Raw genomic sequence first — 25,524 nt, 5'->3', positions numbered from 1 at the left:
CACCGCTGTTCCGCATGATAACTGACCGGATCGAGGCCTTCCTGGCTGATCGGGGATACGATGCCGATGCGATCCGCGAAGAGATTGAGGCGGCGGGCGTCGAGGCGGTGATCCCGGCCAAGGCGGGCCGGCGTAATCCCGCCGCGCATGATCGCGCGAAATACAAGTGGCGCAACCTGATCGAGCGACTGTTCAATAAACTCAAGAACTGGCGACGCGTTGCGACCCGCTACGACAAAACCAAGGAATCCTATCTCGGCTTCGTCGCGCTCGCCTCAGTCAAACTCTGGATACCCTTTGTCCACGAAACCTAGCAAGAACAGCGTCTTCTTTTCTTCGGTCCCGAAAGCGCGCGCCAACCGGCAGTTGTTCTCTGCCATGTCCAATTGCCATGGACCCGCCGGATCGATGACTGTCGGCCCCCGATCGTCCTGCGCTGCGAAAGCGGGGGCTTCAGGCGCCGCCAGCCCGGCAAGCGCAGCGCACGCAAGAATAGCTCGAATCGTCATATTGCAACCCCCCGGTGTCTCGGCGCAAGGTGCCTTGCTACGGCAGTGATTTGCAACGACAAATCGAGCCGGATCGGGCCGAGATACGAAGAAGGCCGCCGGATCGCTCCGGCGGCCTTCCGGGTTGTTTAGTCTGGAAAGACTTCAGAGCTTTTCGGTGAGCTCCGGCAGGACTTTGTACAGATCGCCGACAAGGCCGATATCCGCGACCTGGAAGATCGGGGCGTCTTCGTCCTTGTTGATGGCGATGATGGTCTTGGAATCCTTCATGCCCGCCAGATGCTGGATCGCGCCGGAGATACCGATCGCGATATAGACTTCCGGGGCCACGATCTTGCCGGTCTGGCCGACCTGGTAATCGTTCGGCACGTATCCGGCATCCACCGCTGCACGGCTGGCGCCCACGCCCGCGCCGAGCTTGTCGGCGAGCGGCATGATGTATTCCTCGAACGTTTCCGCATCCTTCAAGGCGCGGCCGCCCGAAACGATCACCTTCGCGCTGGTCAGTTCGGGACGCTCGCTCTCGGCGATTTCCTGGCTGACGAAGCTCGACAGGCCATCGCCGGTCGGGCCGGAGACGTCTTCGATTTCAGCCGAGCCGCTCTCGGCGTCGGCCTTTTCGAAGGCAGTGCCGCGCACGGTGACGACAAGTTTCTCGTCGCTGGATTCGACCGTCGCGATAGCGTTGCCGGCGTAGATCGGGCGCGTGAAGGTCTTGTCGCCTTCCACCGAGAGAATGTCCGAGATCTGCATCACGTCGAGCAGGGCGGCAACGCGCGGAGCGATGTTTTTGCCCGTGGTGGTGGCAGGCGCAACGAACGCGTCATGGTGGCCCATGAGATCGACGATCAGCGGCGCGACGTTTTCGGGAAGGCCGTGCTCGTACGCCGCATCGTCGGCGACATGGACCTTGCCCACGCCCGCGATCTTCGCGGCTTGCTCTGCCACGGCGCGGCAATCCGCGCCTGCGACCAACAGGTGGACTTCGCCCAGCTTGCTCGCGGCGGTAACGGCTGCGAGCGTGGCGTCGGCCATGCTGGAATTGTCGTGTTCGACCCAAACGAGGGTTTTCATAATCCTATTCCTTCTCGTTTCGCGGGGTTCAGACGAGGTCCATAGCCTTGATCTTGGCGACGAGCGCATCGACATCCTCGACCTTCTCGCCCGCTTGGCGGACGGGCGGTTCGGAGACGTTGGTCGTCTTGAGGCGCGGTGCGATATCGACGCCGTAATCGGACGGGCTCTTGGTATCGAGCGGCTTCTTCTTCGCCTTCATGATATTGGGCAGCGAAGCGTAGCGCGGCTCGTTGAGGCGCAGGTCGGTGGTGACGATCGCGGGGAGCGACAGCTTGACCGTTTCGAGGCCGCCATCGATTTCGCGCTTCACCGTGACGCTGTCGCCTTCGACCTCGACGGTGTTGGCAAAGGTGCCCTGGGGACGACCCATCAGCGCGGCGAGCATCTGACCAGTCTGGTTCGAATCGTCGTCGATCGCCTGCTTGCCGAGCATGACGAGACCGGGCTGTTCTTCTTCGGCGATGGCCTTGAGGATCTTGGCAACGGCGAGCGGTTCGACTTCGTCGTCCGTCTCGACCAGGATCGCGCGGTCCGCACCCATTGCAAGGGCGGTGCGCAGCGTTTCCTGCGCCTTTGCCGGGCCGATGCTGACAGCGACGATTTCTTCCGCTTTGCCCGCTTCCTTGATGCGGATGGCTTCTTCCACCGCGATTTCGTCGAACGGGTTCATGCTCATCTTGACGTTGGCGAGGTCGACGCCCGACCCGTCCGCCTTGACGCGCGGCTTAACGTTGTAATCGATCACCCGCTTGACGGGGACGAGGATTTTCATGGGACTTCCTTCCTCTCGAATAATCTGCCGCGCTTCTAGCTTGCGTTTACGTAAACGTCAAGTCGCACTCGCGCAGAAAAGCGCGCTCCCGCAAGATACGGACGGGAAGGGGGCGGCGTTCCCGGCTGGGACCGGCCTATCGTGAGCGGACACGAAAAAGGCGGGCTTCCTGTGGAGAAGCCCGCCTTTTGCTTGTCGCTGACTTACCCTCGAGCGAAGTCAGGCCGCCTTCTTGACCTCGGCGACGATCTTCTTCGCTGCATCGCCCAAATCGTCGGCGCTGACGATCGGGAGGCCGCTGTTTTCGAGGATGTCCTTGCCCTGCTGCACGTTGGTGCCTTCGAGGCGGACCACCAGCGGAACCGACAGGTTCACGTCCTTCGCCGCCTGGACGATGCCGTTGGCGATGACGTCGCACTTCATGATGCCGCCGAAGATGTTGACGAGGATGCCTTCGACCGCCGGGTCCTTGAGGATGATCTTGAACGCCGCGGTCACCTTCTCGGTCGTCGCGCCGCCGCCGACATCGAGGAAGTTGGCCGGGAAGGCTCCGTTCAGCTTGATGATGTCCATGGTCGCCATGGCGAGGCCTGCACCGTTGACCATGCAGCCGATGTTACCGTCGAGCTTGATGTAGGCGAGGTCGTATTCGCTCGCTTCGACCTCGGCCGGGTCTTCCTCGGTCTCGTCGCGCATCTCTTCCACGTCCTTGTGGCGATAGAGCGCGTTGCCGTCGAAGCTCATCTTGGTGTCGAGGACGGAGAGGTTGCCGTCCTTGTCTTCGACCAGCGGATTGATCTCGAGCATTTCCATGTCGAGTTCCATGAAGGCGGTGTAGAGCTGCTTGGCGAGCTTCTGCGCCTGCTTGTTGCTGTCGCCTTCAAGCTTCAGCGCAAAGGCTACCGCGCGGCCGTGGTGGGGCATGAAGCCCTGCGCCGGGTCGATCGTGATGGTGGTGATCTTCTCGGGCGTCTCATGGGCGACGTCCTCGATATCCATGCCGCCCTCGGTCGATGCGATCATGGCGACCTGGCCGGTGGCGCGATCGACCAGCATCGAGAGATAATATTCGTGCGCGATGTCGACACCGTCGGTGACGTAGAGACGATTGACCTGCTTGCCCTCGTCGCCGGTCTGGATCGTCACCAGCGTGTTGCCGAGCATGTCCTTGGCGTTCGCTTCGACTTCCTCGACGCTCTTCGACAGGCGCACGCCGCCCTTGGCGTCGGGGACCAGTTCCTTGAACTTGCCCTTGCCGCGGCCGCCGGCATGGATTTGTGCCTTTACGACATAGAGCGGGCCCGGCAGCTTCTTCGCGCCTTCGACCGCTTCTTCGACCGTCATTGCCGCATAGCCGGTGGGCACGGCGATGCCGTATTTCGCGAGCAGTTCCTTGGCCTGGTATTCGTGGATGTTCATGGGGCTAAAGCGTCCTTCGCGCACAGATACGGGGGATTGGGTTCGAAAGTGGTTTGCCGCGCGCCTAAGCATGTATGGAGGCGCTTGAAAAGTGGCCAATCCGGGTGCACCTGCCTTGCACTCCTGATGATAGACGCCAAACGCCTCGAATCGATCACCGCCGAAGCGGGCCGGATCGCCTACGATCTGTGGCCGGGCGCGGGGCACGATCTCGATTCGTGGGAGAAGGAACCCGGCGCGCCGGTCTGCGAGGCGGACCTCGCGGTCGACAAATTCCTGAAGCGCGAACTGGGCCAGTTGCTGCCCTCGGCGGGCTGGCTGTCGGAAGAGACCGGGGACGATCACTCCCGGCTCGACCGCTCGCTGATCTGGCTGGTCGATCCGATCGACGGAACGCGCGATTTCATTCGCGGGCGCACGGGCTGGGCGGTGTCGGTCGCGCTGGTGAGCGCGGGGCGGCCCCTGATCGGCATTTTGAGCGCACCGGCAAGGGACGAGACCTGGACGGCGGTGGCGGGTCGTGGCGCGTGGCGTAACGGCACGAAGCTTGCGGCCTCGACGCGAAAAGATTTGGCCGGCGCGCGCGTGCCGACCGATTCGCTGCCCAAGGTCGATCGCGACCTCTCCATGGTGGACAAGCCCAATTCGATCGCGCTGCGCATCGCCATGGTCGGTTCGGACGAGGCGGATCTCGTCGCGACCTTGCGCTGGGGTTTCGAATGGGATGTCGGCGCGGCGACGCTGATCGCGCGCGAGGCGGGCGCAGCGGTCAGCGATGCATTCGGAAACACGCTCGATTTCAACAAGCGCGATCCGCGCGCCTTCGGCGTCATCGCCTGCGCGCCCGCGATCCACACCGCCGCGATCGAGCGCCTGGCCGGCCGCGCGGCGAAGATCGGCGGCGACAAGGATCTCTAGCCCGGCGGTGCTTCGACGCCGGCACCCACGCGAGACCCATGCCGACACGAAAAAAGGGCCGATCCGAAGACCGGCCCCTTCCAGTTATCCGCAAGTGCGGGGGAACTTACATGCCCTGCTGACGCGCTTCGTTTACGTCCTGCGCGTCGAAGGGAATGATCTTGATTTCGACCCGACGGTTGAGCGGCTGCGCCACATTGTCGCCGGTCTGCACCTTCAGCTGCGTCTCGCCGAAGCCCATCCAGCGGATGCGCGAGGAAGCCACGCCCTGCGAGGTGAGATAATTGGCGACGGCCTGGGCGCGCTGGTCCGACAGGCGCTGGTTCGCAGCGGACGAGCCCACGGTGTCGGTATAGCCGTACACGTCGATCAGGCTGTTGGGATACTGACGCAGGCTGCTGGCGACATTGTCGAGCAGGTCGCGGAAGGCGGGCGAGATCGTCGCGCTGCCGGTAGCGAAGGTCACGCCGTCGGGCAGGTTGACGAGAATGGCATCGCCGCCATCGATCGAGGTGACGTCCACGCCGGTACCGGCAGTGCCTTCGCGCAGTTCCTTGATCTGTTCGTCCATGCGATAGCCGACATAGCCGCCCGCAGCAGCGCCGCCGACCGCGCCGATGATGCGTCCGGTCTTGCCGCCGATGACGCCGCCGAGAAGCGCGCCCGCGCCAGCGCCCAGCACGCCGCCCACGGCCGTGCGCGAAATCTTCTGTTCGCCCGTATTGGGATCGGTAACGCAGCCCGACACGCCCAGCAGCGAGACCGATGCGAGAGCGGCGACGACGAATTTCGATCGTTTCATGGATACTATCCTTTGTTTTTGCGGGCGCCGGACGGTTCCGGACCTCCCCTGATCACGTAATAATTCGGGACGCGCCCACCATCGCGTCTGGCCCAACAACCTTCGAAGTGGGCGGGCGTTCCATTCTGCCCGCACGGAACGGACATCGCTTGGGCTGGCCTTAAGCCCCAACTGTGCTAGCGCGGATCGGGTGACACCCTTTCCCTGGACCGACCTCGTCATCATCGCCGGGCTCATCGTGCTCAACGGCGTGTTCGCCATGTCCGAACTGGCGATCGTTTCCGCGCGCACCGGCACGCTGCAGACCCGCGCACAGAAGGGCAATGGCGCGGCGCAGACCGCACTGGAGCTGGCGGCTGACCCCGGCAAATTCCTCTCGACCGTCCAGATCGGGATCACATTGATCGGCATCATCGCCGGTGCTTTTTCCGGTGCGAGCCTTGGCGGCCCGGTGGGTGAGCGGCTGGCGGCGGCGGGATTCCCGACCGAATATGCGGACCAGGCGGGCTTCGCGCTGGTGATCGCGCTGACCACCTATGCCAGCCTCGTGATCGGGGAATTGGTGCCCAAGCAGGTCGCGCTAAGGGCCGCCGTGCCGATTTCGATCATCATGGCGCGCCCAATGAAGCTGTTGTCGAAGATTGCCGCGCCGCTGGTCTGGCTGCTCGATGCATCGTCCGGCCTACTGATCCGTTTGCTGGGCGTGCGCCCGGGCGGGCAAAGCTCCGTCACGGCGGAGGAATTGCACATGCTCTTCGCCGAAGCGACCCGCACCGGAGTGATCGAGCACGAACAGCACCAGATGCTTCAGGGCGTGGTCCGCCTCGCCCAGCGGCCGGTGCGCGAAGTGATGACGCCGCGCAACCAGCTCGACTGGATCGACGCCGATTCGGACGCGGCCGCGATTCGTGCCGCGATCGAGGAGAGCTCGCATTCGCTGATGCCGATCGCTGAGGGGTCTCCCGACAAGGTGATCGGCGTCGCCAAGGTTCGCGAAATCCTCGCTCTGATGGTGGCAGGCGAACAGGTCGATCTACGCGCCATCGCCCGCAAGGCGGAGGTCGTGCCCGATCAGCTCGATGCCGTCGATGCGCTGCGCGTGCTGCAACATGCCGATGTCGCGATGGCGATGGTGCACGACGAATACGGTCATCTCGACGGGATCGTGACGCCGGTCGACGTGCTGACGGCGCTGGTAGGCGATTTCGCCAGCGATCAGGAACACGGCGAATCGCCGGGCGTGGTGGAGCGCGAGGACGGATCGCTCCTGATTTCGGGCTCGCTCTCCGCCGATGCGCTGGGCGACCGGCTCGGCCTCGATTACGGCGACGACCGCGAATTCGCGACCGCCGCCGGATTCGCGCTGGCCGTGCTCAAGAAGCTGCCCGAGGAAGGCGAAGTCTTCACCGAACAGGGCTGGCGCTTCGAAGTGATCGACATGGACGGCCGCCGGATCGATAAACTGCTGGTGAGCGAGGAAGCACCGCGCGAAACGGTCGAGTCTGACGGGGACGGGTAAGTCTTCGTATTTCGAACCCGCCTCCGCGGGTTCGTCCTCGGTGCTGTTCCCTCCGCTTCGCTACGGGGCACCTGCGGGGCGGCCGCGTGGCCTTGCGGGCTGCTGGTCGCAGCCCGTTCCAGTTCAAACTCATCGGCTTGGTGGCGGAGCTCGGACCCGCAGGGTCCGCAAGGGCGACCGCCCGCCCGCAGCGCCGTCAGGCGCGAGGAAATCGCACCCGCGGAGGCGGGTGCGCAAACAAGAAAGTAATACCCGGCGTCAGCCGGGAATTACGGCGCTGGCCCCGCGGCCTTCCCCTTCGGGGGCGGCGATGATGTCGCGGGTGATCGAGCCTTTGGCGACGGTATTCGTCTCGGGATCGCCCACTGCGGTGCGAATGCCCGGCGCGGCGGCACCGGCGCGGTCGAGCGCGCTGGTTTCGACGCCGCTGCGCTGGGCGGGGCCGCCGAACAGGGCTTCCAAAGCCTGTTCCTGCGCGGTGCCTTCAGCGGGGCGCGGGGCGCCGGCGGTCGGCGGGACGAGGTTGAAGTCGGGCGGGACCACCAGTGGCGCCTGACGCTGCACGGCGAATTCGTCGGGCCGCTCGCGTTCGAGGAAGCCGCCGCCGCCGCAAGCGGTCAGCAGGGTGGCCGAGGCGCCCAGCAGGGCGAAGGTGAAGGTCTTGGTCATGGCTTGGTCTCCGCTGAGCGAGCGTGCGTATCGGAATGGGCGGCTGGCGCGCTGTCGGCCATCATCTGGTCGGCAGTGTCGCGCACGAAAAAGGCGCGGGCAAGGATAATCACCACGCCGATGGTAATCGCGGCATCGGCCACGTTGAAGATCAGGAAGGGGCGGAAATCGCCGAAATGAAGGTCGGCATAGTCGATTACGTATCCGTAATCGTAGCGATCCTTGATGTTGCCGAGCGCCCCGCCCAGCACCAGTGCAAGGCCGAGAATATCGCCGAACTTCTCCTCGCGGATCATCCAGACCGTCACGACCAGCGCGATACCTGCCGTCACCGCCACCAGCGCCCAGCGCATTTCCGGGCTGGTCGCTTCGAACATGCCGAGCGATACGCCGAAATTCTGGGTCCATCTGAGGTCGAAGAACGGGACGAGTTCAATCACGCCGCGCTCGCGCAGCATCAGCGGGCCCTTGACCCAGTATTTGATCGCCTGGTCCACAGCGAAGATGGCGAAGGCGATCAGGATGCCGATCGCCTGATTGCGGCGGGCCGGGGTCACGACGAAACTCCTTCGGCGTCCAGCTCGGCGACGACGGCCTCGCAGCGATCGCACAGCGCGCCGTCTTCGGCCACGCTCGGCAGCAGGCGCCAGCAGCGCCCGCATTTGTCCTCAGAAGATCGGCTGGCAGTCACGTCGGCGCTATCGCTGCGCGTGACTGACGCGGTGATGAACGCTTCGGCGAGATCGGCGTCGGAGAAGCCTTCGGGGACGCGTTCGGCGGGAACGGTGACGTCGGCTTCGAGGCCGGAGCGCACGATCTTTTCGCGCCGCAACGGCTCGATCGCTTCCATTACATCCTCGCGCAACTCGCGCAGCGTCCCGAAACGCTCGCTCAGGCCCTCGTCGCGCCAGTCCGGCAGGTCGCGCCATGTCTCGAGATGGATCGAACCCGCATCGGGAAAGCGCGTGCCCCAGACCTCTTCGGACGTGAACACCAGCACCGGCGCGGCGTAGCGAACCAGCGCGTGGAACAGCGTGTCGAGCACGGTGCGATAAGCGCGCCGCTCCATCCCGTCCGGCGCATCGCAATAGAGCCGGTCCTTGCGGATATCGAAATAGAATGCCGACAGGTCCTCGTTGCAGAAATCCACGAGCGTGCGGACATAGCGATCGAAATCGTACCCCGTCGCCGCCTCGCGCAGCGCGCCGTCCACCTGCTTGAGCCGCGCCAGAATATAGCGTTCGAGCTGCGGCATATCTTCCGGCACCACGGCCTCGCTCTCGTCGTAACCGGCCAGCGCGCCGAGCAGATAGCGGAAGGTGTTGCGCAGGCGCCGATACTGGTCGCCGACGCCCTTCAGGATCTCGTCGCCGATGCGGTGATCTTCGGTGTAATCGACCGACAGGGCCCAGAGGCGAATGATATCCGCTCCGTATTGCTCCATCACCTTGAGCGGATCGATCGTGTTGCCGAGCGATTTGGACATCTTGCGCCCGTCGCTCGCCATGGTGAAACCGTGGGTGAGGACGGCGTCGTATGGCGCACGGCCGCGCGTGGCGCAGCTTTCTAAGAGGCTCGACTGGAACCAGCCGCGATGCTGGTCCGACCCTTCGAGGTAGAGATCGGCGGGCCAGCGCTGGTCGGGCCAGCGCGTGCCGTCGAGCGTGAAGGCGTGGGTGCAGCCCGAATCGAACCAGACGTCGAGAATGTCGGTGACCATCTCGTAGTCGTCGGGATTATGGTCGGGTCCGAGGAACTCCGCCTTGCGCTCCTCGCGCCACGCATCGACGCCTTCCTTGCCCACTGCCGCGACGACGCGGGCGTTGACGTCTGCGTCTTGCAGATATGAGCCGTCCGCGCGCACGAATAAGGTGATCGGCACACCCCAGGCGCGCTGGCGGCTGAGCACCCAGTCCGGGCGTCCCTCCACCATGGAGCGGATGCGATTGCGCCCGCGTTCGGGGACGAATTGCGTGTCGCCGATGGCGTTCAGCGCGAGGCTGCGCAGCGTGTGCTCGCTGGTCTGCTCATCGGCGGGATCGACCGCGCCGCCTTCGCCTTCCCAGCGCTGCTCCTTGTCCACCTTGCGCGGGGCGAGCCCTTCGAGCGGACGGTCCATCGGCACGAACCATTGCGGCGTGCAGCGATAGATGACCTTCGCCTTGGACCGCCAGCTATGCGGGTAGGAGTGCTGATAATCCTGGCTGGCGGAAAGCACAGCGCCCGCGTCGCGAAGGTCCGAACAGATCGGCCCGTCCGGCGCGTTGAAATTGGGATTGATGACCGCGCGGCGGCGCTCCTTGCCGTCCGCATCCACATCGCTCGCGCCCAGCCACGGCCAGTCGTCGCGATAGCGCCCGTCGTCCATGACCGCAAAGACGGGTTCGATGCTCACCGTCTTGCAAAGGTCGAAATCGTCCTCGCCATGATCGGGCGCCATATGGACGAGGCCGGTGCCGCTATCGGTGGTGACGAAATCGCCGGGCAGCATGGGGCGCAACGTTTCGTAGAAGCCGCCGAGCTTGTGCATCGGATGGCGAACTTTGGTTCCAGCGAGGTCGGAGCCTTTGATAACCCGATCATCATCTGGATGCACCGCCCCGATCGTGATGCCACGGTCGGGGAATTTGCCACGAGCAATCTTCGTGAGGCGGTCAGCGACCTCGTTTTTTAGAGCGTCGGCGACGAGGAATGAAGGGGAGCTCTCGTTATTGCCGCAGAACCATAGCTCTGATTCATCGAGAAAGTCCGACGACTGACCGCTATCGTGTGATGCCCAGAATTGTACTCGGCGATACTCAATCTCCGGCCCGTAAGCCAAAGCCTGGTTCACCGGGATCGTCCACGGCGTCGTCGTCCAGATCACGGCGTGCGCGCCGACCAGTTCCTCTATCGGCGATTCCACGATCTCGAACGCCACGTCGATCTGGGTCGAAGTGATGTCCTCGTATTCGACCTCCGCTTCGGCCAGCGCGGTCTTTTCGACCGGGCTCCACATCACCGGCTTCGCGCCGCGATAGAGGTTTCCGGCTTCGACGAACTTCATCAGCTCGGCGACGATGGTCGCTTCGCTTTCGAACTGCATCGTCAGATACGGATTGGCGAAATCCGCCATCAGGCCGAGCCGTTCGAGCTGGCCCTTCTGAACCTCGACCCATTTCGCGGCGTAATCGCGGCATTCCGCACGGAATTCGGCGCGCGGCACGTCGTCCTTGTCACGCTTTTTCTTGCGGTATTGTTCCTCGACCTTCCACTCGATGGGCAGGCCGTGGCAGTCCCAGCCGGGCACGAAGGGCGCGTCCTTGCCCATCATGCCCTGCGTGCGCACCACCATGTCCTTGAGGATGCGGTTCAGCGCATGGCCGATATGCATATCGCCATTGGCGTAGGGCGGGCCGTCATGGAGAATGAACTTGTCCGCGCCCCGGCGGGTATCGCGCAGCTTTTCGTAGAGGTTCTCGTCCTGCCAGCGGGCCAGAATGCCCGGCTCCTTCTGGGGAAGGCCCGCTTTCATGGGAAAGTCGGTCTTCGGCAGGAAGACGGTGTCGCGATAATCGCGCTGTTCTGATTGCTGGGGATCGGCGTCGGACATAGGCCTGCGCCGCTAACCGAAACGGGGCGTGTAGGGAAGTGTTTCGACGAACCGCCTAGCCGAGCAGGCGCCGTGCCTCGTCGCAATCCGCGGCCATCTGGTCGGTCAGCGCATCGAGCGTGTCGAACTTCGCTTCGCCGCGCAGGAAATGGTGGAAGGCCACTTCGATCTCCTGCCCATAAAGATCTCCGGAAAAATCGAAGAAATAGGGTTCGAGCAATTCCTTGGGCGGTTCGAACTGCGGCCGCATGCCGACATTGGCCGCGCCTTTCAGCTCCTGCCCCGTGCCCAGAATGCGGCCCGTCACGGCATAGATCCCGTAATGCGGGCGCAGATACTTCTCGAGCGCGAGGTTGGCGGTGGGATAGCCGATTTCACGGCCTCTTTTGTCGCCATGCTGGACCACGCCGCGCACGGCGAAGGGGCGGGTGAGGAGCCGTGCGGCCTCCTGCGGATCGCCCTGGCGCAAGGCTTCGCGCACCCGGCTGGACGAGATCGCGCGCCCATCGTCGATCACGGCGCCGACGGTGCGGCTGGCGAGGCCGCGCTCCGCGCCGAACCCCTGCAGCAGCGCGACATCGCCCTTGGCACCCTGGCCGAAGGTGAAATCCTCACCCGAAACGACACCATGCGCGCCCAGCCTGTCGAGCAGGATTTCGGTGATGAAATCCTCCGCGCTGGTGCCTGCCAGTGCGCCGTCGAAATGGAACACCAGCATCGCGGTCGCCCCGGCGTCGAGGTAAAGCTCCTGCCGCTGCTCCAGCGTGGTGAGGCGGAAAGGGGGCACGTCGGGCTTGAAGAAGCGCACGGGATGCGGATCGAAAGTGGCGATGATGGCGGGGCGCCCTTCGCGCCGCGCCCAATCGATGGCTTCCTTCGCCACCGCCTGATGGCCGAGATGAAACCCGTCGAAATTGCCGAGCGCGATGATGGCACCGCGCAAAGGGGCAGGCACGGTCTCGCGATGGTCGAGCCACCTCATGCCGCGCTATCCTCGTCGCGTTCGTAGCTGACGAAGGAATAGGCCGGGCGATCGCCATCCTCGCCATGATCCTCGCGCGCCACCACGCCCCAGCCTGCAGGGAGGGGGCGCATGAACACGTCGCCGTCGAAATCGGCGTGGATCTCGGTCAGTTCGGCGCGCGTGGCGATGGGCAGGAACACGTCGAAGATCGCCGCGCCCCCGATCACCGAGGCCGGTTCGCCTGCAAGCAGGGCGACCGCCTCGTCGACCGAGCGAACCACGTCGGCGCCTTCGCAATCCCACCGCTCGCGCCGGGTGAGGACGATATGGGGGCGCCCCGGCAACAGGCCCGGCAGGCTTTCGAAGGTCTTGCGCCCCATCACCATCGGCTTACCCATGGTGAGCGCCTTGAAGCGCTTCAGATCGGCGGGCAGGTGCCAGGGCAGGGTGCCGTTCTTTCCGATCGCGCCATTGGCCGCGCGGGCATAGACCAGCGTGAATTGCGGATCGCTCACGCGCGGACGATCCGCGTCACATGGCCCATCTTGCGCCCTTCGCGGGCCTTGGCCTTGCCGTAGAGATGCAGATGCGCGTCCGGCTTGCTCAACAGATCGTGCGCCGTGTCCGCTTCAGGGCCGATCAGATTTTCCATCCGGATCTGCGGGGCGATCGTCGCGGTATCGCCCAGCGGCAGGCCCGCCACGGCGCGCATATGGTTGGCGAACTGGCTGGTGGCCGCGCCCTCGATCGTCCAGTGGCCCGAATTATGCACGCGCGGCGCCATTTCGTTGAAGACGGGGCCCTCCTTCGTGGCGAAGAATTCGAGCGTTAGCACCCCCGCATATTTGAGCGCATCGGCGACCTGGCGCGACAGGGCGCGCGCTTCCTCGACCTGTGCTTCCACCGCCTCGCCAGCGGGCAGGACGGACGCGCTGAGAATGCCGTCGTGATGGATGTTGCGTGAAGAATCCCAGAAGCGGATCTCGCCATCCTGGCCGCGCACAAGGATGACGGAAAATTCCGCCTCGAAGCTCACGAAGCCTTCGTAGATCGCCGGTTGCGAGATATTTCCAACGCCGTCGGCATCGCGCTCGTCCTTCAGGCGCCACTGGCCCTTACCATCGTAGCCTTCGCCGCGCGTCTTGAGGATGCCGGGCGTGCCGATCGATTCCATCGCGGCGTCGAGATCGGCGCGGCTGTCGACTGCCGCATGCGGCGCGGGCCGCCCGCCGAGATCAGCGACGAAGCGTTTCTCGATCAATCGATCCTGCGCGACTTCCAGCGCCTTGCGCGGCGGGAACAGGCGATCTTTCGGCAGCGCATCCGCCACGGCGAGCGGCACGTTCTCGAATTCGAGCGTGATCGCATCGCACTGCGCGGCAAAGGCGGCGAGCGCGGGCCTGTCGCTCCAGTCGTTGGTGAAGAAATCGTCGCAGACGGGCGATGCGACATTGTCGCCCTCTGGCGCGAAGCCGACGCAGCGATAGCCCAGCCGCGCGCCCTCGATCGCGAGCATCCGCCCGAGCTGGCCTCCGCCGAGAATGCCGATCGTACTGCCTGGTTTGAGCATCGGATTACCCTTCGGGCCGTTCCGCAACGGCATCGCTGCGTGCCTGGCGCCATGCCTTCAGGCGATCGGCCAGCGCGGCATCGCTCCCGGCCAGGATCGCCGCGGCCAGAAGGCCCGCATTGGTCGCGCCCGCCTCGCCGATGGCCAGCGTGCCGACTGGCACCCCGGCCGGCATCTGGACGATCGAAAGCAGGCTGTCCTGCCCGCTCAACGCCTTGGATTTCACCGGCACGCCCAGCACGGGCAGATGCGTCATCGCCGCGATCATGCCCGGCAGATGCGCGGCGCCGCCTGCGCCCGCGATGATCACCGCGATCCCCTCGCCTTCCGCCGCGCGCGCAAACTCGACCATGCGATCGGGCGTGCGATGGGCAGAGACGATGCGGATATCGGTTTCGACCGCAAGCTCGTCCAGAACTTGGGCGGCGCATCGCATGGTCGGCCAGTCGGACTGGCTGCCCATCACGATAGCGATTTTACCCGCAGCGCTCATTTCAGGCATCCTTGAGATAATAGCGCTCGCCCGAGGGGCGCAGATCGTCGCCGAATTCGTAGACGATCGGCTGGCCAGTCGGGATTTCCAGGCCGGTGATTTCCTCGTCCGAGATGCCCGACAGGTGCTTGACCAGCGCTCGCAGGGAATTGCCGTGAGCGGAAATGATCACCGTCTCGCCCGCCGACAATTGCGGCAAAATCGCGCTTTCCCAATAGGGCAGGACGCGCTCGATGGTGAGCTTCAGGCTCTCGGTCGCGGGCACCGGGATGCCGGCATAGCGCGGATCGCCCGACAGATCGTATTCGCTGCCCTTGTCGATCGCGGGCGGCGGCACGTCGAAGCTGCGGCGCCAGATATGCACCTGCTCGTCGCCATGCTTTTCCCGCGTTTCCTGTTTGTCGAGCCCGGTGAGGCCGCCATAATGGCGCTCGTTAAGGTGCCAGTCCTTGGTCACCGGGATCCACAGCCGGTCGCACGCCTCCAGCGCCAGGTTCAGCGTCTTGATCGCGCGGGTCTGGAGCGAGGTGAAAGAGACCGTCGGCAGCACGCCCTTGTCGCGCAGCAGCTCGCCCGCAGCCTTCGCTTCGGCGACGCCTTTTTCGGTCAGGCCGACATCCCACCAGCCGGTGAAGCGATTGGCGAGATTCCACTCGCTCTGGCCATGGCGCACGAGGATCAGTTTGGTCATCAGCTTGTCCTGGGTATCTGCGAAGAACGCGTGAGCGCCGCTCGTTAGCGTTCGCCCTCGGTTTTGGAAAGCGAAGGGTCCGATTCGCGCGTATCGTCTCCGATCGCGCGCGCCTGCGATTTGCGCCGCCTGAGGTTTTCACGCAGTTTCGCGGCGAGCCGCTCTTCGCGGGTCGCGGAGTCTCCGCCGGTGGTCTTGCCCTTCGTCATTGCGCAACCTTTTGCGGTTAAGCCTCGAAATCGCAAGCGCGGCTTGACTTTGGCGGGCCAACTGCCAATAGCGCGCGCCTCGCCACCGGGTAAATTTCCCGGCGGCCCGGACGCTGCTGTAGCTCAGTGGTAGAGCGCACCCTTGGTAAGGGTGAGGCCGGGAGTTCAATCCTCCCCAGCAGCACCACAATTTCAATAACTTAGCACCGTCGTTCTCGCGATCCATGAAACCAGCATGGAAAACAGGGGTGGACGGACACGGACTTTCTGACCGCATTTTCACGGATCCCATGGTGCTCGTTTGGGCTCGGCATACCGGGGACAATAGGGACAATAGGGACGTTAGGCCCTGCTTGGCTTTACCCCCACCAGATACACGAACAGGGGTTCCGAATCGCAGGGGCCGTGTCTGCTTTGCCATTCGGCCAGCTTTGCTTGGGCGTCATCGCTCGGAGAGACGAGTAGCACCGGACGCCGATTGGAACCGGGTTGCCTGCGCTCCAGCGCCTCCACTCTCGCCACCAGCCTATGCATGAACGCACCCCGGCTTGCGGATCACAATCCGAAGAACGCGGCTGGCCTCGCCAATCGGACCATGCGTTGCCTCATACGCTGCCGTCGCCTGTTCTTCGGTCTGGCCCGCGCGCTGAATAATCGTAAGCCACGACGACCCGCCGCGCTGCCTTGCCTCCAGCGCTGCCACTCGTTCACTCAGGCCGCGCACGGATACGGCCCCCGGTTGTCGTTGTGCCACCATGCATCAAACTCCCTCGCTTCCTGTTCCGTCATTGGCTTGACCGGAGGGCGCGCTGCCAGTTCGGCCCGTTCCGCCTCTGTCAATTCGATCCCAAGCCATTGGCGAATTGCGGGATCGCTCGCGATGTTCTCACCCTTCCGGGCCTCCAGCGCTTCAATTCGCTTAATCAATGTCCTCATGTCTTGGCCTCCAGTTCCATGATGCGAAGTTCGAGATCGGAAACGGTCGCCAGAACCTTATGGGCCGAAAGAAGCGCCATCACGCGCCCACCCTCGTCCGGGGTGACTTCACCCGATGCCACCGCCGAGAGAAGCGCCGACGAAGCCGCCACCGCATCCTGAGCGCTTTCCACCTTTGGCAGGGCGAATGTGACCGGGCTGTCCTTCCGGGCCGGTGCGATCCGATCAAGGCAGAGACGTAGCGCCGTAGTGTCGCCTTCCAGAGCCTTATCGATGGCTGTCCGCGTCAACTTCTCATGCTCCCCCTCTAGCAGCGCCTCTACCGCCAGAGTCGTAGCGTGCCGGGCGCCTACGGGCCTGCCAGCGGGGTTGCCGGATTGGCCGGGCTTGAACGTGCCATCCTGTTTCCGGCCTATTGTTGCAGGTTTCTTCGCCATGCTCAGTCCAATATGAAGCCAGGCGGAGGGGGAGGAATGCCAGCATTCGGATTAGTGAGACCAGCCGAACGCGCACCGCCGAGGACCGGGGCGCCGTAGTAGCCCGGAAATTCCGCGTGGATGTGATCGCCTTCGTTGAGCACCTTCGCGTCTGGATAGGCTTCGCGCACCCGCGCCCCGAGCCAAGACATCGACTTGCCGGGCGGTGGGGCTAGATCGAGCGCCCCGCCGTCGAGGTGCCGACTGTTCGCCGCCGGTCGATAGCCACGCCGCCTCATATCGGCCTGATATTCCGGAGAGCGATAGCCCGAGGTAATCCGGACGCCGGGGATGGCCTGTTGAAGATCCCGGAAGACGTTCACGCCCGCGCTTTCGCCTTCGACCGTGAAACCGGGCGGAGGGGGAGGAATGTCATCCGAGATGGAGGGTCCACTCCGAGACGGCGACGGCTGGTTGAACGATGGCAGCGAGCCCGACGCACCGCGAGCCGGGAGCGCATAGGTCATGTCGTCCAGCACGCCCCGCGCCGCCTTGCGCGCCGCCGTGATCGCTTTCTTTGCAGCCTTGCTTTTCCCGCCATCGTCGAGCCGCTGATATTGGTCGCTCGCGATTAGCCCGAGGAGGCTATTGTAGGTAAGCCGCCCCGCTATTTCGGAATAGCGATCATATTCCTCAGGCGTGTAATCGACCTTTTCGCCGTCTTCGTTGTATTGCTTGCCCGGCGCGTTGACCGACTTCCCGATACGCAGCATTTCCGCAACGACAGGATCGTTCCTCGCCTGCGATTGCCAGAACGGCGAGAGGAAATCCGGTCCGAGGCTGTCCGTCCCCACCACTTCGCCGAACACATCGCGGCGAGGCATCAGTTCATCCGTCATGCCCGGCACGCGCGCCTGTATTGCTTCGCCGACGCTTTCGCGCTTGCGAGCAACGGGATCGATCGCACGCGCCACGCCCGCCACACCAGCCGGCACAGCGAACGAACTGGCCACTCGCTCGATCCAGTTTCCGGCATAGCGGCCCGGATCGCTCAGCGCTTGAACGAAATCGGACATTCCGGAAAGCCAAGTCTTGCTAGCAAGGTTGGACATGATCGAGGCGGTCAGCATGGTGGCCTTATCGTCTTGCTGGCGCTCGCTCAGGCCTTCCGGAAGCGTTGCCATATCCGCCGCAACACCGATGGTGGTCGAGAGAGGATCGAGGCGGGAATAGCTCACATAGCGGTCGCCGATCTTGATCGAGTAGGGTTGCCAGCCGTCCGCATAGAGCAGTTTGGCCTTGTTCGCATCTGGTGGCCGTCCGCCTGTGATTCGGCCATCCAGCGCCGCTTCATACATCACCGCAGCCAAGCCCGAACCGAGCATGACGCGAGCAAGCGCCATATCCCGACGCTCGCCACCGGCCCGGAAATCGGCGCGCCATTCGCCAAGCAAAGGAGCCGCAATAGAGCGCTCTGTTGCGAACTTCATCAGATTGATCGGTGTTCGCACAAACGGAATAACCACCTTCGCCGCGATGTTGTTCGAGGCGATCCGGGAAACCGACGAACCGATTTCGCCCAGCTTGTTTTGGAAAGTCAGATAGCGGCCATATTCCATGGCGCGCTCAAGCATCGCGTCCGGGGGATCGCTCACAAGCTCTGCAATACGCTCCGCAGCAGCATCGCCCCGCAAGCCTTCGCGCGAAGCCTGACGCGTGGCCAGTGCGTTCAATTCCATGCGCCGGGCAATGCCTTTGAATAGCTGATCCTCAGCCGTAAGCAGCCGGGTAGGCACGCGGATAATCTCGCCCTTCAAACCCTCGATGGCCTTGAACTCGTCGCCCTCAACCTTGCTAACGAAGTCGTCGGCATCCCCACTCTTGAGCGCGCGGGCGAACAGGCGGACACCCTCTTTCGTGCCCTGTAGCAGGCCGATTGCCCTCGCCCCCACTTCGCTCGCAAGAATGCGCTCTTTCGCATTGTCGCGCCCTACGGCGCTACGCACGGCCCCGATTGCCGCCCCGGTCGCATACTCAGGGACCTGAAGCATGGCCGTTACGCTGTTTGAGACCATGTTGACGATATGGGTTGGCGGATTGGAGAGGAGGAAATTGATATACAACTCCCCGATCTTCTGGCGCCATTTCGGCTTAGCGGCCTTGGCGGCAAAGGCGTTGAACTTGCCCGGCCCCAATTCGATCGCCTCTAGGATCGTATCGGCGGCGTCCTTCAATCCTTTCTTGCCGCCACCGGCACGAACGAGCGCGTTCAGAACATCGGAGCGTAGAGCTCGAGCGCTGGCGGATTGCTTGAATTGCTGTAGCGCCCGGCCAGCCTCAGCCGTCATGCCCGCGACCTGTTCCTGAATCGCAGCGTGGCGCATCCACTTCCGGCGGAACTCGGCAAGCGCCTCCTCGCCCGGATCGTCCATTCGCTGGATCGTCCGAGCCGCGTTCACCAACTCATTGCCGGATTTGGCGAGTATCTGGCGCGCGGCAAGCGCCTCTTCCGCATTGAAAGCTTGCCCTTGGCGACGGGATAGGAGCTGTTCCGGCGTCATGTTGAGATCGGCCGCAAGTCGTTCGGTCTCCGCTTGGGTGATCCGGCCCCGCTTGGCGGCGTCGAAGCCTACCTCCCGCTCTGTGACGGCGAGAGCGCGGCGAATATCCTGCGGGCTTTCCAACCGGTCGAGATTGATGTTCCCGGCACGCTGGACGGCATCGGCTGGCCATTCCTCGTAGGCCTGGACAGGCGGGAACGGCATCGCGTCGGCAGGTTGCGAACGATCGGTAAAGACCCGCCCGCCATCGCTTAGCTGTTCCTCCAGCCCGATACGTTCGGCACGGAGATTGTCGAAGGCGTCCAGCTCTGCGAAATCATCGGGCCGAAAGAGCCTGCCGGACCCGCCGTTGTAGGTTTCGCCAAGGGCTTCAAGGAAGGTGGCCACATCGGGGCGATCTTCACCCGGAAAATAACCGGCTTCCCACGCCGACAGCGCCGCGTCGTCGAACGTCATGCCTTCAGGATCGAGCAGGGGGCCGAACCGCGTTTCTTGCCCCACGAAGTCGAGCCCACGGCGCGCGGCGTTCGAGGTGATTCCCATGCTCGCCAACTCTCCGCCCTGATCGCGCAGCCCGCCAAGGGAGCGAACATAACCCACCAGATCGAGCGGCCCGACCTTCGGAACGTCTTCCCCTCGCCAATTGCGGACAGAGCTTCGCGTGAGAGAGCCCGTCTCGCTCACCGGCTTTGCATCGACGTAGCGCCCCGCAGCAATCCCAGCCGCTTCCTCCACACCATCGACAAAGTTCGACGGCATAGGGAGCATATCGCGCGGCTGGATATTGGCCGCCGAGGACATGAGCTGCGCCCGGCTGGTGGGATCGAGCAGGCGGCGCGGCGAACCGAGCGGAGGTGACGCCATCGAGAGCGAAGGCATCGGATCGCTGGCCATCGCTTGCGACGAGGGGGGATCGAGAACGAAGCCAGCGGGCGGCGGGGGAATGTCGTCCGCCGGGCCTGCCAGATCGGCAGCGGTGAACCCATCGGCACTATCACCGGCACGCCCAGCACCCGAAGGCCGGTCCAGCGTGAAGCCAGCCGGGGGCGGGGGAATATCGGCAGAAGCATCGCCCGCCGCGCGAGCAGTCAGATTGCCGCCGCGATCCGTTACGGCACGGACGCCACGCGACACCAGCGGAGCAAGGGCCTCGACCGCCTTGCCTAGTGCAGGCTCTGCAATCGCACCGATGGGGGCACCGATGGCCGCACCCTTCAGGCGATCCGTGACCGTTCCGTCAGTGCTGAGGAAACCACCGGCCCCGCCCCATGCCGCGCCGACCTTGGCCATTTGCGGAACAGTGCGAGCCCCCGCGCCCCATGGCAGGACAAAGCCCGAAGTGAGCCCGCCCGACAATTCGCCAAGCGTAGAAGCCACCGGGTAATTCGTCTGGTCATAGGACAGCGTGGCGGCGTTCTGGCGCTGATTGTTCGCCCAGATATCCGCAAGGCGTCGGTCGCTGTTGAAGACGCTTTCCCGTCCCGGCGTCCCGCCCAGCGTATCGACCACGGCCCCGAGTTCATCCAGACCACCAGCAAGGAAGCCAGAGGCATATTTGCGAATGCCAGCGCCCAGCGCTTCGCCCCCGCCGTCGATCATAATCGGCGGTGCAGCCGCGTAGCCAATCGAGGGAGTCACATCCCCGCCCGCGTCTCGCTCCGCCACCCATGCGGCTAGGTCTTCGGGCCGCGTCGTCTCGTAGCCGTTCGCGGACAGGAAGCCGTTGATTTGCTCGAGCGTCCCCGTTTTCAGCAGGCCGAGATATTCGCGCTCTTTCTCAGGCGGAAGACCCGTTTCCGGAGTGGGCGTGTCGAAGAATTGCGCCACAGTCTCGCGCGGCACCACGTAACCGGGATCTTTGCGATAGTCCGCAGGGTCCTGTGCGAACGTGCCGTGCATCCCCTGCCGGTTCATGCGCGCCAGCCGCTCAGCCGTCACGTAACCGCTCAGGCGTTCGGGGTCTCCCTTGAGATAGTCGGGCGCAGCGAGGCCATAGCCGCTACGCAACACCGAAAGGCCAGCATCGCCCGCGCCGGTATCGAGCGGTGCCACGGTTCGACCCCATGACTGGCCCGCGACAGGCCCGAGCGAGACAGGGCCACGGCCTAGCGTGTCCTGAAGCTGTTCCTGCGCCTGCCTGCCGATCGGCACCGTCGAGCCATCGCGCAGATAACCCGGTTGGCTGAGTTCGGGAGCATCGACGCCGAGCATTCGCACGCGCGTGTCGCCATCGCGAACCGTGTCCCCATCGGTCGCAACAGGATCGTCGAGAACGAACCCTTCCGGCGGAGGCGGCACCGACGCCGTAGGCTTGCGCTTCTTTGTTCCGAACAGCCCTCGTTCGGGCGGCGGAGGACTATCGAGCTTGAAACCGGGAGGCGGGGGAGGAATGCTCACCGAGCCGGAACCCACGCGCTGCCATTCCACTCGATCCGATTGCCCTTCGCGTCGGTCGCGGTGCGCCCTCCACTAGCAGCCCTGCCCGAACGGCCAGCGCTAGGCGTCTGGCGCAACGTCATGCGATTGGCTTGGCGCGTGCCCTCCATCGCCGCCCGACCCGACTGGCGCAGGTTTTCCAGCGAGACGCGGTTGTCCTGGCGATAGGCTTCAAGGCCCCGATCATTGGCAGTGCGAGCGTCGTCCATCGCCAGATCGCGTTCGAACGCGGAAGGCCCCGAACCCCGAAGAACATAGTCCTCAAGCGCCGCGTTCCATTCTTCCGACCCGCGCTCGAAGCCGAGGCTATCGGCGTAGATTTCCCCGTCTTGACGACCGCGATAAAGCTCCGTCGTCTCCCCCGTCATCGGATCGTAGGCCAGCCGCGAACGACCGATCGTGTAGGGGTTGGCTGCGCGCAGATCGGCTTCGTTCTGGCGCTCGTAGGCGTCATGCTGCCAACCTGCGATCTGTGCCGCCGCTTCCCGCTGACGGTCCTCGAAAGCGTTCCGGCGGTTCACGATGTTCTGCACCGCGTAGCCCTGACCACCACCGGCACCCGCAAGGCCATCGCCCAAGATCGCCAAGGCAATCTGCCAATCCTTCGGTTTCTTATACTCGCCGACCATCGCCTTCATCGCCGCGTCGTAATCGAACGGCTGGCGCATCGAAGCGCCGAGGGGCCCAGCCTGTTGCACAGCGCGTTGCGGCGCGCGTTCGATGTTCGCTCCCAGCGTCGAGCCGTCCGAGGCCACCGACCAGTGATTGCCGAGCCCGCGCGCTGGCATTGCCTGACCCTCTGGCATCGCCGCCGGTTCCCCAGCCATAGCCATTGCTGGCACACCCTCAGGCGCAGGGGTGCCGTTCGGATCGATTGCGGCCATCAAGCTGCGGCGAGAACCGAACAGGCCGGGCCTTCCCCGAGGAGGAGGCGCGACGGAAAGCGATCCGGGATAGTTTTCGCGAACGGGCATAGCAGTCATATTGTCCCCCAAGGTGTCAGGCTTCGGCCATCATGCGGCTGATTGTCTGTGCGATGGCGACGTTCTCCGGCGCCGACTTGCTCACGATGCTTTGAAGCCACTGGTCGGCATCGGGATTGCCTTCGTCCGCCATTGTCGAGACGAGCGCGATGGCCTCGCCATTCAGGCTGGCGCGATACTCGGTTTCATCCGGCCTCATGCTGTCACTCGCCAACGCAAGCATTTGCAGCAGCTCGCCGCGTGCCTCGTCCCCACCCTGCGATGCTGCCAGCCGGGCGAAGCACAGACCATCCAAGAGGCTCTGCAAATCGCCTTCCGTGGCGAACCGCTGGAGGCCAAAACGCGCAAGCTCCCGCTGCGCATTCACATCGCCTTGCGCGGCCAGCTTCAACGAAGCGTAGGGATTGACCCCGCTCACTTCGCCGGAACCCACGCCGAACCGTTCCACTGGACCTTATTCCCGTTGCCATCGGTTGCGGTGCGCGTGGTTTGACGCCCGCCCCTCGAAGCTGGATTGAGATCGCGATAGGAAGGTTGCCCCCGCAGCGCCGAACGATTGCGCTGCCTCGCATCTTCCAGCCCGAGCCGGTTGCTCTGGCGCTCCGCCTCCAGCGCGATACGGGCCGCGTTGCGAATGGTCTCTAGGTCGCGATCATACTTGAACGCGGTCGGGCCGTTCCCGCGAAGAACATAGTCCTCGACTGCCACGGAGTAGGCATCGGACCCCGGCTCCAGCCCCTTCGAAGCCGCGTAGGTCTCGAAATCCTCCGGTGCGTCGTAAATCCGCGTGCTGGTGCCGGTGGCAGGATCGTAACGCACCTGATCGGTATTGCCCGAAAGGAACTTGGGTTCATTCCGCTTCGCCGCTTCCCGGTCATCCTCGCGCTTCCATTCGAGCGCGGTCATCTGCGCATCGCGGTTGCGAACGTCCCACTCCCGGCCAGCCGAACCGATGTTGCCCATCGCCTGCATCGCCATCGCTTGGTTGCCGGAAGCCGCCATCAGGGCAGGACCGACGATAGCGGCGATCTTCTGCCCGGTGGACATTTTCGGACGAGGGCCGAGCAGGCCGGTCAGGATAGCCCCATAATCCGGCTGGTCGCCCAGCATGACAGCATTGTCAGGAAGACGCTCGCCCTGAATTGATCCGTCCGGCAATTGGAAGCGCGCCATGCTACCGTTCGAGGTGGGATCGAGCGAACCGCTAGCCGTGACACTCTTGAGGATAGCACCGCCTGGACGAACCGCGTCCGCCCCACCACCGAGCGGGGGGTTTACTTCCCAATTGGGACGCGCGGGCAATTCGCCAGTGTCGGACTGGAGCCCGAGAACGGCAGCGATCGAACGCCCACGCGGGCGGGTGGCTTGCATCAGCATGTGAGGGCGCCTTTCGCATGATCGCGCAATTCCCGCGCGACGGTGAGAGCTTTGGGAGTGAGGTTGTCGGCAGTGGAGGCGAGCATGTCGGCAATCTCGTCGTCGCCATCGTCTGCCATGAACTCGGCAATCGCGACGGCCTCCCCACTGGCCATGTCGGCAAGGTCGCCTAGGCCAGCTTCGCGCAGAGCCGAGGCGTGTTGTTCGAGAAGATACAGGAATGCGAGCCAGTCTTGCCGATCACCTCGCGCCGCAGCAGCCAGCCGGGCGTAATCAACCGCGCGGGCGTAGGCGATTATCGCAGGCTCAACACCGGCGAGACCGCGTTGATGGTGAAGACCCGCCAGCTCCGCAAAGCCTCGCGCATCCCCGCGAGACGCAAGCTCGTGGATCGATTTCGCAGGCGTGGCGGCAATGTCGAAAGAGGGCGCAGGATCGCACAGACCCACATGATCGCGAACTATGGAGCGCAGATATTCGGAGACCGAGCAACCGGCCTTTTGCACGCGATGGGCCAGCGCCTCCGCAAGGGGGGCACCGGCCCGGAAAGAAAAACGCGCGTCTTGCATCTTGGCCCCTCTGTCATCACGACGATGGGTTGCGACCGACGATTGCCAATCACGGGGCTGGCGGTATCACAGAAAGGCGCGTTGGTCAAGTGTCAGACGCCGATTGCCCGAATCATTCGTTCCCGGCATGTTCTCGCCAATGGGAAGCAAGAACCTCCGATCGCTGCGCGACTTCATCCGCCACAAGTTCAGCGTTCGGGTCGAATGCCAATGCGGGAGGGTGCGCCTGATCGATCCGAGGCGGTTGCTGGATATGGTCGAGGAACGCGGCTGGTCCGCTCACAGCCTGGACGGCATCGCGATGCGGTTGCGGTGCGAGAAGTGCGGCCAGCGGCCTAAGCACATGGGGCCGGGGCTGGAGGGCAGACGTTAGCCCAAACCTAAGGCGAATTGATTATGAGCCCGACTAAGCCAGCGTTATGAGATGCCCTTCAATCGAAAGGTCAAGGAAGGGGCGATTGAACTCCAAAATACATAAATATCTGATAGAAAATGAAAAACGATGTAGCTGCGGTTGCTAAAAGAATGAAGCATACCATCAGCATGCTTGAAAGGTTTGACAGAAATTGCTCTCTGTTTTCTGACTCCTTGCGCTTCCGCTCCTGCGCCCTTTCTTCACGTTCTTTGAGCTGCACCTGCCGATAGGTGGTGGCCCTTTCACTTGCGTCCTTCAGTTGGATGACCGAAACTTCGTCCTGCAACCTGCGAAGGCGATGGCGGATGTATAAGGCTTTAGCTTTGCTCTCGTCAGCCTCAGCTTCGGAAAATGCTTTGAGCCAAATGGCACGATCCATTTCCTTCTGATCGAGCTCGTATGAAATTCTCTCGAGAAGTCGGTGCTCTAGTTCCCGCTCGCTTATCGTCTTCGCGCGGTAACCTCGGGACAAATTGCCGAGCAGTTCACGAAGGTTTTCAATCATGCACCTGTCCTGAAAATGTGTTGTAAAGCTTCATCGGATATTCGAAGCCACGTACGGCTTGATCTCGACATTCGTAAAGCAGATATCGCCGCCAATTAGTGGGTAATTGCGTGACAGCATTC

24 protein-coding genes and 1 tRNA gene are annotated in these 25,524 nt (G+C 63.8%); 5 read left to right on the top strand and 20 right to left on the bottom strand.

Annotation, left to right across the window (positions count from 1 at the left end):
• The coding region (locus A3736_RS11600) for a transposase (RefSeq protein WP_082851459.1) at window positions 1-314 on the top strand (314 nt) is incomplete at its 5' end.
• Between the two features lie 339 nt (window positions 315-653).
• Here A3736_RS11600 and A3736_RS11595 read toward each other — a convergent pair.
• The 3 genes from A3736_RS11595 to sucC all read right to left on the bottom strand — a co-directional run bounded on the left by A3736_RS11595 (window position 654) and on the right by sucC (window position 3,777).
• A complete protein-coding gene (locus tag A3736_RS11595; protein ID WP_067683137.1) occupies window positions 654-1,583 on the bottom strand; it encodes an electron transfer flavoprotein subunit alpha/FixB family protein in 930 nt (309 codons plus the stop codon).
• A gap of 28 nt (window positions 1,584-1,611) precedes the next feature.
• Window positions 1,612-2,358: an electron transfer flavoprotein subunit beta/FixA family protein gene (locus A3736_RS11590; protein ID WP_067683135.1), complete on the bottom strand. Its 747-nt coding sequence runs from the start codon at window positions 2,356-2,358 to the stop codon at window positions 1,612-1,614.
• Window positions 2,359-2,577: 219 nt separating this feature from the next.
• On the bottom strand, window positions 2,578-3,777 hold the full coding sequence (sucC, locus tag A3736_RS11585) for an ADP-forming succinate--CoA ligase subunit beta (protein ID WP_067683133.1): 1,200 nt from the start codon (window positions 3,775-3,777) through the stop codon (window positions 2,578-2,580).
• 126 nt (window positions 3,778-3,903) lie between these two features.
• On the opposite strand from sucC, the gene A3736_RS11580 reads away from it, so the two are divergent.
• On the top strand, window positions 3,904-4,695 hold the full coding sequence (locus A3736_RS11580; RefSeq protein ID WP_067683131.1) for a 3'(2'),5'-bisphosphate nucleotidase CysQ: 792 nt from the start codon (window positions 3,904-3,906) through the stop codon (window positions 4,693-4,695).
• Between the two features lie 106 nt (window positions 4,696-4,801).
• On the opposite strand, the gene A3736_RS11575 is transcribed toward A3736_RS11580, so the two are convergent.
• Window positions 4,802-5,497 carry an OmpA family protein gene (locus tag A3736_RS11575; protein ID WP_067683130.1) on the bottom strand — a complete coding sequence of 232 codons (696 nt, stop codon included), beginning with the start codon at window positions 5,495-5,497 and terminating at the stop codon, window positions 4,802-4,804.
• Between the two features lie 190 nt (window positions 5,498-5,687).
• Here A3736_RS11575 and A3736_RS11570 point away from each other — a divergent pair, with 190 nt between their 5' ends.
• Window positions 5,688-7,016: a hemolysin family protein gene (locus A3736_RS11570; protein WP_067683128.1), complete on the top strand. Its 1,329-nt coding sequence runs from the start codon at window positions 5,688-5,690 to the stop codon at window positions 7,014-7,016.
• Window positions 7,017-7,274: 258 nt separating this feature from the next.
• Here A3736_RS11570 and A3736_RS11565 read toward each other — a convergent pair whose 3' ends face one another.
• The 9 genes from A3736_RS11565 to A3736_RS17680 are packed head-to-tail and all read right to left on the bottom strand — an operon-like array spanning window position 7,275 to window position 15,204.
• Complete coding sequence (locus tag A3736_RS11565; RefSeq protein WP_067683125.1) at window positions 7,275-7,685, bottom strand: DUF3035 domain-containing protein; 411 nt, start codon at window positions 7,683-7,685, stop codon at window positions 7,275-7,277.
• Entirely contained in the window at window positions 7,682-8,242 is a 561-nt protein-coding gene (gene lspA / locus A3736_RS11560; protein WP_067683124.1) for a signal peptidase II, read from the bottom strand. Before lspA ends, A3736_RS11565 begins: the two co-directional genes overlap by 4 nt.
• A complete protein-coding gene (locus A3736_RS11555; protein ID WP_067683121.1) occupies window positions 8,239-11,277 on the bottom strand; it encodes an isoleucine--tRNA ligase in 3,039 nt (1,012 codons plus the stop codon). The genes lspA and A3736_RS11555 overlap by 4 nt, the downstream gene beginning before the upstream one ends.
• A 55-nt stretch (window positions 11,278-11,332) precedes the next feature.
• Complete coding sequence (locus A3736_RS11550; protein ID WP_067683119.1) at window positions 11,333-12,259, bottom strand: bifunctional riboflavin kinase/FAD synthetase; 927 nt, start codon at window positions 12,257-12,259, stop codon at window positions 11,333-11,335.
• A complete protein-coding gene (locus A3736_RS11545; protein WP_067683117.1) occupies window positions 12,256-12,756 on the bottom strand; it encodes a dihydrofolate reductase in 501 nt (166 codons plus the stop codon). The genes A3736_RS11550 and A3736_RS11545 overlap by 4 nt, the downstream gene beginning before the upstream one ends.
• Window positions 12,753-13,811, bottom strand: a complete 1,059-nt coding sequence (locus A3736_RS11540; RefSeq protein ID WP_067683115.1) for a 5-(carboxyamino)imidazole ribonucleotide synthase — start codon at window positions 13,809-13,811, stop codon at window positions 12,753-12,755. The genes A3736_RS11545 and A3736_RS11540 overlap by 4 nt, the downstream gene beginning before the upstream one ends.
• Window positions 13,812-13,815: 4 nt before the next feature.
• Window positions 13,816-14,304: a 5-(carboxyamino)imidazole ribonucleotide mutase gene (gene purE, locus A3736_RS11535; RefSeq protein ID WP_067683114.1), complete on the bottom strand. Its 489-nt coding sequence runs from the start codon at window positions 14,302-14,304 to the stop codon at window positions 13,816-13,818.
• A gap of 1 nt (window position 14,305) precedes the next feature.
• Complete coding sequence (gpmA, locus tag A3736_RS11530; protein ID WP_067683113.1) at window positions 14,306-14,995, bottom strand: 2,3-diphosphoglycerate-dependent phosphoglycerate mutase; 690 nt, start codon at window positions 14,993-14,995, stop codon at window positions 14,306-14,308.
• Between the two features lie 44 nt (window positions 14,996-15,039).
• On the bottom strand, window positions 15,040-15,204 hold the full coding sequence (locus A3736_RS17680) for a hypothetical protein (RefSeq protein ID WP_197465589.1): 165 nt from the start codon (window positions 15,202-15,204) through the stop codon (window positions 15,040-15,042).
• A gap of 112 nt (window positions 15,205-15,316) precedes the next feature.
• Between A3736_RS17680 and A3736_RS11525 the strand changes: the two genes are divergently transcribed.
• Window positions 15,317-15,391: transfer RNA gene (locus A3736_RS11525), tRNA-Thr, on the top strand.
• A gap of 745 nt (window positions 15,392-16,136) precedes the next feature.
• Here A3736_RS11525 and A3736_RS11515 read toward each other — a convergent pair.
• The 6 genes from A3736_RS11515 to A3736_RS11490 all read right to left on the bottom strand — a co-directional run bounded on the left by A3736_RS11515 (window position 16,137) and on the right by A3736_RS11490 (window position 24,419).
• The gene (locus tag A3736_RS11515; RefSeq protein ID WP_067683109.1) at window positions 16,137-16,577 is read right to left on the bottom strand and encodes a DUF5681 domain-containing protein; all 441 of its coding nucleotides are present in this window, start codon (window positions 16,575-16,577) and stop codon (window positions 16,137-16,139) included.
• 2 nt (window positions 16,578-16,579) lie between these two features.
• The gene (locus A3736_RS11510) at window positions 16,580-21,514 is read right to left on the bottom strand and encodes a hypothetical protein (RefSeq protein WP_156502104.1); all 4,935 of its coding nucleotides are present in this window, start codon (window positions 21,512-21,514) and stop codon (window positions 16,580-16,582) included.
• Complete coding sequence (locus A3736_RS11505) at window positions 21,511-22,386, bottom strand: hypothetical protein (RefSeq protein WP_156502103.1); 876 nt, start codon at window positions 22,384-22,386, stop codon at window positions 21,511-21,513. The genes A3736_RS11510 and A3736_RS11505 overlap by 4 nt, the downstream gene beginning before the upstream one ends.
• A 166-nt stretch (window positions 22,387-22,552) precedes the next feature.
• Entirely contained in the window at window positions 22,553-22,927 is a 375-nt protein-coding gene (locus A3736_RS11500; protein WP_156502102.1) for a hypothetical protein, read from the bottom strand.
• Window positions 22,928-22,950: 23 nt separating this feature from the next.
• Window positions 22,951-23,913 carry a hypothetical protein gene (locus A3736_RS11495; RefSeq protein ID WP_067683098.1) on the bottom strand — a complete coding sequence of 321 codons (963 nt, stop codon included), beginning with the start codon at window positions 23,911-23,913 and terminating at the stop codon, window positions 22,951-22,953.
• Window positions 23,907-24,419 (bottom strand): hypothetical protein, encoded by a 513-nt coding sequence (locus tag A3736_RS11490; protein ID WP_156502100.1) that lies wholly within the window; start codon window positions 24,417-24,419, stop codon window positions 23,907-23,909. The genes A3736_RS11495 and A3736_RS11490 overlap by 7 nt, the downstream gene beginning before the upstream one ends.
• Window positions 24,420-24,585: 166 nt before the next feature.
• Here A3736_RS11490 and A3736_RS18035 point away from each other — a divergent pair, with 166 nt between their 5' ends.
• Window positions 24,586-24,855 (top strand): hypothetical protein, encoded by a 270-nt coding sequence (locus A3736_RS18035; protein ID WP_233999361.1) that lies wholly within the window; start codon window positions 24,586-24,588, stop codon window positions 24,853-24,855.
• Window positions 24,856-24,925: 70 nt separating this feature from the next.
• Here the strand turns inward: A3736_RS18035 and A3736_RS11480 are convergent, their stop codons facing one another.
• Window positions 24,926-25,402: a hypothetical protein gene (locus tag A3736_RS11480; RefSeq protein WP_067683092.1), complete on the bottom strand. Its 477-nt coding sequence runs from the start codon at window positions 25,400-25,402 to the stop codon at window positions 24,926-24,928.
• Window positions 25,403-25,524 lie beyond the last annotated feature (122 nt).

The sequence above is a fragment of the Erythrobacter sp. HI0063 genome (assembly GCF_001635685.1).
GTDB lineage: Bacteria > Pseudomonadota > Alphaproteobacteria > Sphingomonadales > Sphingomonadaceae > Qipengyuania.
The sequence above is the reverse complement of the archived record's forward strand: the minus strand, read 5'-3'. Positions and strand labels throughout refer to the sequence as shown.

Excerpts from the sequence above, each read along its gene's own strand:
- A3736_RS11505 (WP_156502103.1), bottom strand. The coding sequence starts at position 22,386 with ATGGCTATGGCTGGGGAACCGGCGGCGATGCCAGAGGGTCAGGCAATG.
- A3736_RS11580 (WP_067683131.1), top strand. The coding sequence starts at position 3,904 with ATGATAGACGCCAAACGCCTCGAATCGATCACCGCCGAAGCGGGCCGG.
- A3736_RS11565 (WP_067683125.1), bottom strand. The coding sequence starts at position 7,685 with ATGACCAAGACCTTCACCTTCGCCCTGCTGGGCGCCTCGGCCACCCTG.
- A3736_RS11575 (WP_067683130.1), bottom strand. The coding sequence starts at position 5,497 with ATGAAACGATCGAAATTCGTCGTCGCCGCTCTCGCATCGGTCTCGCTG.
- A3736_RS11555 (WP_067683121.1), bottom strand. The coding sequence starts at position 11,277 with ATGTCCGACGCCGATCCCCAGCAATCAGAACAGCGCGATTATCGCGAC.
- A3736_RS11595 (WP_067683137.1), bottom strand. The coding sequence starts at position 1,583 with ATGAAAACCCTCGTTTGGGTCGAACACGACAATTCCAGCATGGCCGAC.
- purE (WP_067683114.1), bottom strand. The coding sequence starts at position 14,304 with ATGAGCGCTGCGGGTAAAATCGCTATCGTGATGGGCAGCCAGTCCGAC.
- A3736_RS17680 (WP_197465589.1), bottom strand. The coding sequence starts at position 15,204 with ATGACGAAGGGCAAGACCACCGGCGGAGACTCCGCGACCCGCGAAGAG.
- A3736_RS11540 (WP_067683115.1), bottom strand. The coding sequence starts at position 13,811 with ATGCTCAAACCAGGCAGTACGATCGGCATTCTCGGCGGAGGCCAGCTC.
- A3736_RS11480 (WP_067683092.1), bottom strand. The coding sequence starts at position 25,402 with ATGATTGAAAACCTTCGTGAACTGCTCGGCAATTTGTCCCGAGGTTAC.
- A3736_RS11495 (WP_067683098.1), bottom strand. The coding sequence starts at position 23,913 with ATGCTGATGCAAGCCACCCGCCCGCGTGGGCGTTCGATCGCTGCCGTT.
- A3736_RS11515 (WP_067683109.1), bottom strand. The coding sequence starts at position 16,577 with ATGGCGAAGAAACCTGCAACAATAGGCCGGAAACAGGATGGCACGTTC.
- A3736_RS11550 (WP_067683119.1), bottom strand. The coding sequence starts at position 12,259 with ATGAGGTGGCTCGACCATCGCGAGACCGTGCCTGCCCCTTTGCGCGGT.
- gpmA (WP_067683113.1), bottom strand. The coding sequence starts at position 14,995 with ATGACCAAACTGATCCTCGTGCGCCATGGCCAGAGCGAGTGGAATCTC.
- sucC (WP_067683133.1), bottom strand. The coding sequence starts at position 3,777 with ATGAACATCCACGAATACCAGGCCAAGGAACTGCTCGCGAAATACGGC.
- A3736_RS11590 (WP_067683135.1), bottom strand. The coding sequence starts at position 2,358 with ATGAAAATCCTCGTCCCCGTCAAGCGGGTGATCGATTACAACGTTAAG.